General features: G+C 41.9%; 9 protein-coding genes. All 9 read right to left on the bottom strand.

Features of this window, described 5'->3' with window-relative positions:
• Nucleotides 1-3 precede the first annotated feature (3 nt).
• Nucleotides 4-1,479, bottom strand: a complete 1,476-nt coding sequence (gene gltX, locus O3798_RS08535) for a glutamate--tRNA ligase (RefSeq protein WP_048782563.1) — start codon at nucleotides 1,477-1,479, stop codon at nucleotides 4-6.
• 69 nt (nucleotides 1,480-1,548) lie between these two features.
• Complete coding sequence (locus O3798_RS08530) at nucleotides 1,549-2,250, bottom strand: O-methyltransferase (protein ID WP_371464291.1); 702 nt, start codon at nucleotides 2,248-2,250, stop codon at nucleotides 1,549-1,551.
• Nucleotides 2,251-2,264: 14 nt separating this feature from the next.
• Nucleotides 2,265-4,082, bottom strand: a complete 1,818-nt coding sequence (locus O3798_RS08525; protein ID WP_371464290.1) for a DUF2207 domain-containing protein — start codon at nucleotides 4,080-4,082, stop codon at nucleotides 2,265-2,267.
• An 88-nt stretch (nucleotides 4,083-4,170) separates the two neighbouring features.
• A complete protein-coding gene (locus O3798_RS08520; RefSeq protein WP_371464289.1) occupies nucleotides 4,171-4,851 on the bottom strand; it encodes a DUF1129 domain-containing protein in 681 nt (226 codons plus the stop codon).
• A 20-nt stretch (nucleotides 4,852-4,871) separates the two neighbouring features.
• Nucleotides 4,872-5,972 (bottom strand): redox-regulated ATPase YchF, encoded by a 1,101-nt coding sequence (gene ychF, locus O3798_RS08515; RefSeq protein WP_371464288.1) that lies wholly within the window; start codon nucleotides 5,970-5,972, stop codon nucleotides 4,872-4,874.
• Between the two features lie 16 nt (nucleotides 5,973-5,988).
• Entirely contained in the window at nucleotides 5,989-6,198 is a 210-nt protein-coding gene (locus tag O3798_RS08510) for a DUF951 domain-containing protein (protein ID WP_048711626.1), read from the bottom strand.
• 12 nt (nucleotides 6,199-6,210) lie between these two features.
• Nucleotides 6,211-7,110: a ParB/RepB/Spo0J family partition protein gene (locus O3798_RS08505; protein ID WP_371464287.1), complete on the bottom strand. Its 900-nt coding sequence runs from the start codon at nucleotides 7,108-7,110 to the stop codon at nucleotides 6,211-6,213.
• Nucleotides 7,103-7,864 carry a ParA family protein gene (locus O3798_RS08500; RefSeq protein ID WP_048709805.1) on the bottom strand — a complete coding sequence of 254 codons (762 nt, stop codon included), beginning with the start codon at nucleotides 7,862-7,864 and terminating at the stop codon, nucleotides 7,103-7,105. The genes O3798_RS08505 and O3798_RS08500 overlap by 8 nt, the downstream gene beginning before the upstream one ends.
• A 172-nt stretch (nucleotides 7,865-8,036) precedes the next feature.
• Entirely contained in the window at nucleotides 8,037-8,717 is a 681-nt protein-coding gene (locus tag O3798_RS08495; RefSeq protein ID WP_371464286.1) for a hypothetical protein, read from the bottom strand.
• Between the last annotated feature and the right edge of the window lie 123 nt (nucleotides 8,718-8,840).

Here is an 8,840-nt window from a genome sequence, read left to right as displayed (position 1 = left end):
CTTTTATTTAATAAGAGCAAGTGCGGCTTGCACGTGTGCAATGCTGCGTTCTCTGCCAAGCAATTCGATCGTCTTGCCGATCTCCGGCCCGTGTGTTTGTCCGCTCGTAGCCACACGAATGGGCATAAACAAGTTTTTACCCTTCACGCCAGTTTCCTTTTGAACCTCTTTAATCGCTGCAAGAATACTTGGTTCATCGAATGTTTCCATTGATTCTAATTTCGCAACAAAAGCGTTCAATACAGTTGGAACTGTTTCGCCTTGAAGAACTTCTTTAGCTTGTTCATTTTCCACTTCGAAATCTTTTCTGAAGAAGAGCGCTGATAACTCAACGATTTCATTCATGTAGCTCATTTGGTCGTGGTATAAAGCCACTAATTTCACTAACCATGCATGTTCTTCAGGAGAAACTTCTTCTTTCACAATGCCTGCTTCTTTTAATTGAGCAATCGCCATTTCAGCAACTTCTTCTAATGGAGTTTTCTTCACGTATGTGTTGTTAATCCATTCTAATTTCTTAGGATCGAAGGCAGCTGGTGATTTACCAAGACGTTTTTCGTCGAAGATTTCGATGAATTCTTCACGGCTGAAGATTTCGTGTTCGCCTTGAGGAGACCATCCGAGAAGTGCGATAAAGTTGAACATCGCTTCTGGTAAGTACCCTAAGTCTTTATATTGTTCGATGAATTGTAGAATTGATTCATCACGTTTAGATAATTTCTTACCTGTTTCCGTATTAATGATTAAAGTCATATGTCCGAAACGTGGTGGTTCCCAACCGAATGCTTCGTAAATCATTAATTGTTTTGGAGTGTTCGCAATATGGTCATCTCCACGTAAAACGTGAGTGATTTCCATGAAGTGGTCATCCACTGCTACTGCGAAGTTGTAAGTTGGCATTCCGTCACGTTTTAAGATAACGAAGTCGCCACCAACACTTGTAGATTCGAATGAAATGTCACCTTTAACGATATCGTCGAATGCGTAAGTTCCTTGTTTTGGAACACGGAAACGAACAACAGGAGTGCGCCCTTCTGCTTCAAAAGCGTCACGTTGCTCTTGTGTTAAGTGAGCATGTTGACCGCTGTAGTGAGGCATTTCGCCACGAGCACGTTGCGCTTCACGTTCTGCTTCTAATTCTTCCTCTGTCATGTAGCATTTATACGCTTTATCTTCGGCAATTAATTGCTCGATTAGTGGATTATAAATGTGTTCACGTTCTGATTGACGGTAAGGCCCGTATTTGCCAGGTTTGTCTGGACCTTCATCCCAATCCATTCCAAGCCATGTTAAGTTTTCTAATTGGCTTTCTTCACCGTGTTCAAGATTTCTCTTGCGGTCAGTATCCTCGATACGGATGATGAACTCTCCACCATAATGTCTCGCGAATAAGTAGTTAAATAGAGCTGTACGGGCATTCCCGATGTGTAAGTGCCCTGTTGGACTTGGTGCATAACGTACACGCACTTTATCTGTCATTGTAAAACTTCCTTTCTTTTGTCATCCTTCTTATTGTAAAACTTTTCAAGGAGGATTTCCATGATTAATTTACAAGTCTTCTAAAATATATTTAAAATCTTTTTCTTCCATCTTTTGAATGAGAATCACTCCGTCGCCCAGTGGAAGTAAAGTTGATTTTAATGTTGGGTCGCTTTGAACCAAATCAAGGAACATATTGAGGCGACGATGAATCTTACGCACACGTCTTGGTCGCTCCATCACATCATCTAAAATCGTTCCTCCTTGGAAAATATCGTCCACCATTAGCACACCACCGACCTCAAGCACGTCCATACAGTATGGGAAGAACTCGATGTATTTGGCTTTAGCGCTATCCATAAATAGGAAGTCGTATTTTCCTTGTTCTAACGTTGGTAAAATATCTGCCGCATCGCCTTCAAGTTGCGTGATACGGTCGGCCAACCCTAGTCTTTCAAAGTTCGCTTTGGCACGGCTATACATTAATTCGTAGCGGTCAATGGTTGTTACTTTTGCTTGTGGTGAAGCTGTTGCCATCAAACTCGCTGAGAATCCAACTGCCGTTCCAATCTCTAAAATATTTTTTGGTTGGTACAATCCAACAATAAAATCTAAAAACACAGCTGTTTCGTGAGGAATAATTGGAATTCCTAATTCATTGGCCGTATTTTCTAATTCACCCAAGTCCCCCGGAAAACGGCGTTGACTTGAACGCATGTACTCGACCAGTTCCGGTTTGACAACTGGTCTGTGCATCATTTCGTTTAACATAAATTCTCCTTTGATTAGAATCCGCCACCGCCGGATCCTCCACCACTACCACCGCTCGATCCGCCAGAGAATCCTCCGCCGAACCCACCAGAGTTGCTGCTTCCGTTCACAGAAGAATTCGCAGTGTTGTATGAGCTTGTAAATGTACTATTAAAATCAGAAACAGGATAGTAAATCGTTCCGTTTTGATTTGAATAGAAAATACTGTTTGGTAATTGGTCTGGTATTAATTTTTTCAACACTTTAATCACGTGTTCAGCCACGCCTAAAGAGATGGCATAAACAAGGAAGTGATCCCACAGTTGAATACTTGGTAAATCTTCGATCCGCTTCATTGGTGAGAGATCTTTTAGCATTTGTTTAAAGGCTTGCCATTTACGATAACGTAATTCCCCTTCAAGAGAACGACGGTTGGCAAAAATTCCTGTACCGATCAGCGTTAATGGTCCAACGACAAGGAGTACGCCTCCAACAGTCCACAATAAATAATTTAAATTCTTCGTTAAGAAGGCCGCTCCAATCGTTAAAGCCCCGATGATGACGAGCAAGCATCCTGGGAAACCACTACGTCCTTGAGGTTCGTCTTTACCAAAACGCGTTACGCGGTATTTCTCAGCCGCAGTATCGACAGCGCCCATCCATTTTTGACACTCATTGTAGTAAGTCGTTGAATGGTTTTTCGCATACTTCTTCACTTGTTCGAGTTCAATCGATGCGCTTCCACCGCCAACAACTTCAAAGAGTAAATGAAGCGCTAGTTTTTCATGACGAAGCATTTCTTTCGTATCGTCCACAAGCGTAATGGTATACGGCTCTGTATCGGATAATTTCAAGACTTTCTTACGAACAAGGTCCATCACCGTCGCACTAAAGTCGGTCATATCTGTTTTTCCGTAAACCGCCTGATTCATAACGGCTGGCGTAATATCTTCAGGAAGTTCATAGAGATGATCTGGAATATGTTGTACCTTAGCAAGACGATTACGGTTCGCGAAGAATCCTGTTGCAAAGGCATAAACCATATTCAAGACTAAGAGAACCCAACCAGCAATCATTCCGAAGAACCCTGTATTTCTAAGGTTTTTCTCGTCATTGATGAGCTTTTCCTCTTCGGCTACGATGCGGTCAAACGCTTTTTCGTTTTTCACATTTGTATTCGCATGTGTCAATGTTTGTGGGAATAACATATGCACTTCCACAAAATCTCCACTTTCATTTTGAGGAGCCGTGAGCGTCACTGAACGATAGTCGCTCGCAATTTGCACATTCCCGTTTTGGCCTGCGCCATGTCCCCATGCACGAAGCGTTTCTCTTGAAGCTGTTCCAGGGATATTCACCTTCACCGTAATATTGCGTTGGTCGATTTCCCATTCTGTCCCGACTACTTTACGGTTTAATTCGGCCGTATCCAAGTAGTTCGTAATGAGTTTTGGAATCGTATATTGGAACGTCACTTTTAATTTCGAGTTCGAGAACGGGAAAAATACTTTAAACTGAATCTTCGAACCGCTATCCGTTAATTGATACGTTCCCTTTTTCCCAGAATTCTCCTGGTTCATTAACAGACGCCCTTCACTTGTTTCTAAATACGCATTGACATCTGTTGGTTTCCCAAAACCAGAGTAATCCAAGTTATAGAAGACCCCATTATACGCACCGTCCGATTGGAAGGTAATGGTTTCGAAGAACTGAACGTCCCCATTTTCTAAAATATTTGCTTCGATATCATACTTATCAACGACTAAACTTCTCGCATCAACCGTAGTACCGAGTCCCAAAAAGGCAACTAATCCTAATAAAAACGCGATAATCCAACGTTTCATTTGTTTCATATGCTCACCTCTATAAAAGAAGTGTGCGATGACTGCCGACTTCCACGAAGCGCTTCGCCGTCACCGTCACACAGATTGTTTTCGTTTCTTACATTACTGATCCGACAATATTTAATTTCTTCTTCAAGTAGAATTTACCAGCAAGAGCCGCAGCCCCGATGAGTAAGTACCACTCGTAACTCATCACGATGTTAATCACAGATGGGATGTATTGTTGACTTAACACCACTAAGATTAACCAAGCAACCATCGCAACCGTACTTACCACTAGGTAACGGATATAACCGCGTTGACCTTTTGGATTGTCAAATTTAGGTGCGTTTTTAGAAATTGCGAGCATGACAAATGCCCCTGCAATAAAGTTGATGAGAAGTGTGAAGAGTCCCATTGGTTGCGTATCTGCACTTGGGTTTAACATCAACATCACTCCAGTAACAAGAGCGAATAATCCGCCGACAAGTAGTCCTCCGTCAACGGCAATTTGCCAGTCTGGAGATTTTGCATCTGGGTTTTTTGTTGGCCCAGCTACGATTGATTGAACGCGTTCTGTTACCGTACCGAACAATTGACGAGCCGTTACGCCCGCTTTTTGTTTTTCAACGATTTCTGGAAGCATTACTGATAATTCTTTTTCGATTTGCGCTTCGTCAAATCCAGCTTCTTTTAATGCGCGTTCTAATTGATAGATGTATTGTTCATTTTTATTTGTTAATTCTGCTTTTAGAGCGTCTACTGACACTACTTCTTCTTGTACGTTTTGTTCTGACATGCTACAATCCTCCGATAACCTTATACATTAAATCTAAAGAGCATTACGTCGCCATCTTGCACGACATATTCTTTACCTTCTTGACGAACTTTTCCGTTTTCTTTTGCAGCCGTCATACTACCGTATTCTAGTAGGTCTGCGTAGGCTACAGTTTCGGCACGGATAAATCCACGTTCGAAGTCTGAGTGGATGATTCCCGCACATTGCGGAGCTTTCATACCGCGACGGAATGTCCACGCGCGCACTTCTTGCTCACCCGCTGTAAAGTAAGTCGCTAATCCTAATAAGTGGTATGCTTTTTGGATTAAGATATCTAACCCTGAGACTTCGATACCCATTTCTTCTAAGAAGGCTTGTTTTTCTTCTTCCTCTAATTCGGCTACCTCTTCTTCGATTTTCGCACAAATCACTACGACTTCTGCATCTTCTTTTGCAGCATATTCTTCTACTAATTGCACATATTGGTTATGGCCGCCTTCCATCACGTCATCTTCAGAGATGTTTGCGATGTAAAGCATTGGTTTTGTTGTTAAAAGGAATAAGCCTTTCACGATTGGAAGTTCTTCGTCTGTGAATTCAATCGTACGTGCTAATTTTCCTTCTTCTAACACAGGTTTGATTTTTTCTAAGACTGCAAGTTCTGCAACCGCGTCTTTATCTTTTGTTTTCGCAATTTTTGCCACACGAGCGATACGTTTGTCCACTGACTCAAGGTCGGCTAACACTAACTCTAGGTTGATTGTTTCGATGTCAGCGATTGGGTCAACTTTCCCAGCCACGTGTGTAATATTTTCGTCTTCAAAACAACGAACCACTTGGCAAATCGCATCTACTTGGCGGATATGACTTAAGAATTTGTTCCCAAGACCTTCCCCGCGGCTTGCCCCTTTCACGATTCCCGCGATATCTGTAAATTCAAATGTCGTAGGAACAGTTTTCTTTGGTTTTACTAATTCTGTTAGTTTTTGTAAACGAAGGTCTGGCACTTCTACCACTCCGACGTTTGGGTCAATCGTCGCAAACGGATAGTTCGCTGCTTCGACCCCTGCTTTTGTAATTGCATTAAATAATGTTGACTTCCCAACGTTTGGTAAGCCGACGATTCCAGCTGTTAAGGCCATTTGTCACACTCTTTCTTTATTTGTTTTCTTCGGCCGCTACTACAGTGACCTTCTTCATTTTTTTCTCGAATTCCCGTCTTGGCATAAGGACCATTTGACCACAGTGATCACACTTGATACGAATGTCCATCCCCATACGGATGATTTCCCAGGAATTCGTTTGGCACGCATGCGGCTTTTTCATTTCCACATGATCGTGTAATTGATACGTTGTTCCTGCTTTCATACAGACTCCTTTTTAATCGTCTAATTCGATTTCTAATACTTCTAAAATACGTGTTAAATCCTTTTGAGAAAGGTATTCAATCTCGATTATCCCACGCTCGCCTTTTTCGACGATTTGCACGCTTGTTCCGAATTTATCCATCAAGCGTTCTTCTGATTCAACGATATACATCGATTTCTTCGGTTTCGCTGCTTTTTTAACAACCTTTTTCACTGGTTCATTGATGGATTGAACGAGTTGCTCCAAGGCACGAACCGTTAAGCCTTCCTTCACCGCTTTTTTAGCGACAGGTAAGATTTTCGTTTGGTCTTTTAGTCCAAGTAAAGTACGTGCATGTCCTGCTGATAACTCTCCGCTTTGAACGAGTTCTTGCACAGGAACTGGCAATGTTAATAAACGTAAGAAGTTTGCCACATATGAACGGCTCTTGCCGACACGGTTAGCGACTTCTTCTTGTTTTAATTTCAATGAATCCATCAATGTGCGGTAAGCCATGGCTTCATCTAATGGTTTTAAGTTTTCACGTTGTAAGTTTTCGACAACCGCGATTTGAATCATCGTTTCTTCAGAGTAGTCACGTACAATCGCCGGAATTGTTTCTTTCTCGGCTAATTTAGACGCACGTAGACGACGCTCCCCAGCCACAAGCTCGTAGCCTTTAATTTTCGACTTACGAACGATGATTGGTTGGAAGACTCCATTTTGACGAATTGATTCTGCTAATTCCGCCAAGCCCTCTTCATCAAACTCTTTACGAGGTTGATATGGGTTTGGACGAATTTCTGAAACAGCGATTTGTTGAATTTGTTCTGAATCTTGAACTTGCTCCAAAGCATCGATGGTATCCAAGTCATTCATAAAAAGCGCATCAATACCGCGTCCAAGCCCTTTCCCTTTTTGATTTTTACTCATGTGCCAACACTTCCTTTGCTAACTCCATGTACACTTCAGCACCACGAGAGCGTGGATCATAGTCGACAATCGCTTGTCCGTAACTTGGTGCTTCAGATAGACGTACGTTTCGAGGAATAATCGTTTTATATACTTTTTCACGGAAATACTTAATCACATCGTCTTTAACTTCGTTCCCTAAGTTCGTACGCGCATCGTACATCGTTAAAAGAACGCCCTCAATCTTCAACTGCGGATTGAAGTGCTTGCGAACCATCGTAATCGTGTTCATGAGTTGTGACAACCCTTCAAGCGCGTAGTATTCACATTGCACAGGGATAAGAACTGTGTCGCTGGCCGTAAAAGCATTCATTGTCAAATGCCCTAGTGAAGGTGGGCAGTCGATAAAGATATAATCGTAGTCATCTTTAATCTTCTTCACGGCTTCTTTCAAGCGTTGTTCACGACGTGGTTGACTCGTTAACTCGATTTCGGCACCTGCTAACTGAATCGTAGAAGGAGCAATCATCAAGTTCTCGCGCGTTGTCGGTACAATGACATCGGCCATTGGTACTTGGTTCACTAAAACATCATATACATCTTGTTCTAGCTCTCCTTTTTGCACGCCAAGACCACTCGTCGCATTTCCTTGAGGGTCACTATCAATAATCAATACTTTTTTGCCATGAACGGCAAGTGCTGCAGCCAAACTCACTGTCGAAGTTGTCTTCCCAACTCCACCTTTTTGGTTGGCAACGGATATCACACGTCCCATATTTTTCCTCCATATTTTCTTGTTATAAAAAAGGGAGAATGCAAGCATTCTCCCTCTCGCATGTCTACAAAATGTTCTTCATTTCTCGCAATATTTTGTTCTTTTCTATTGTAACAAAAAAGCGCCTTTTTTTGTAGTCATAGCGGTTTATTTTACGAAAAAAGCTTCTCCACTATTGCGGCAAAGCTTTCTTTTGTTGTTCATTAAATTGTAAGTACGCAATCGTATATTCTTTACGCATTTGTTCGCCTTCATCCGTTACCTTGATTTCAACATTTGTAATCAGATTTCCAGCGCCATCTGTCTTGATTTTTAACTCGACTTTAGACGTATCCGTCGTCGCAATTCCAAGAACCGACGTCAATGCCTTACGAATCGCTTCATCGTTTCCTGTATATGTCTTCTCGTATCCAAAGAATGTCTCCTTCCAAGGCACTTCTTGATGAATTTCCTTCGTTAATTGAATCACCTTCGCATATGGGAAAACAACCGTATTTTGAAGACTTGAGGCTGCCGTGATCGTTTGTTCCCACTTGTCTTGGTAGTAACGAATAAACCCAACATTGGCATCTGCGATTACTTCGAGTTGGTTCGTTACTTTCCCAGCATTTTTATCGATTTTCGAGCCGTATCCTGTGCCGTCTTTCCACGCGCTAGCACTCGCCACCGTTTGTGCTCCAGGTGTTTTCGACCCTTCCTTATAGTCCGATTGCTTCACGGTAATATGATAATTGGAAACCGACTCTTCTGAACTTGCGATTTGGTCTTGAACCGCCTCTGTTGATAAGCCATTTCCACAAGCAGATAAAACGCATAGAAACGCCATTAATACTGTACTTTTAATCCATTTCATGATTTTACCTCCTCCTTATCATCCGTTTTATTATAGCAAACTTCCTTCAAAAATTCTCTTAAAATAAAATATTAGAAAAATAGCTACAAAATAAGCTGGGCACCAGGCCCAGCTTATACAATT

Source organism: Granulicatella sp. 20925_1_45 (assembly GCF_041433555.1).
GTDB lineage: Bacteria > Bacillota > Bacilli > Lactobacillales > Aerococcaceae > Granulicatella.
Note: the sequence above shows the minus strand (reverse complement) of the source record. Positions and strands in the feature narration are given on the sequence as shown.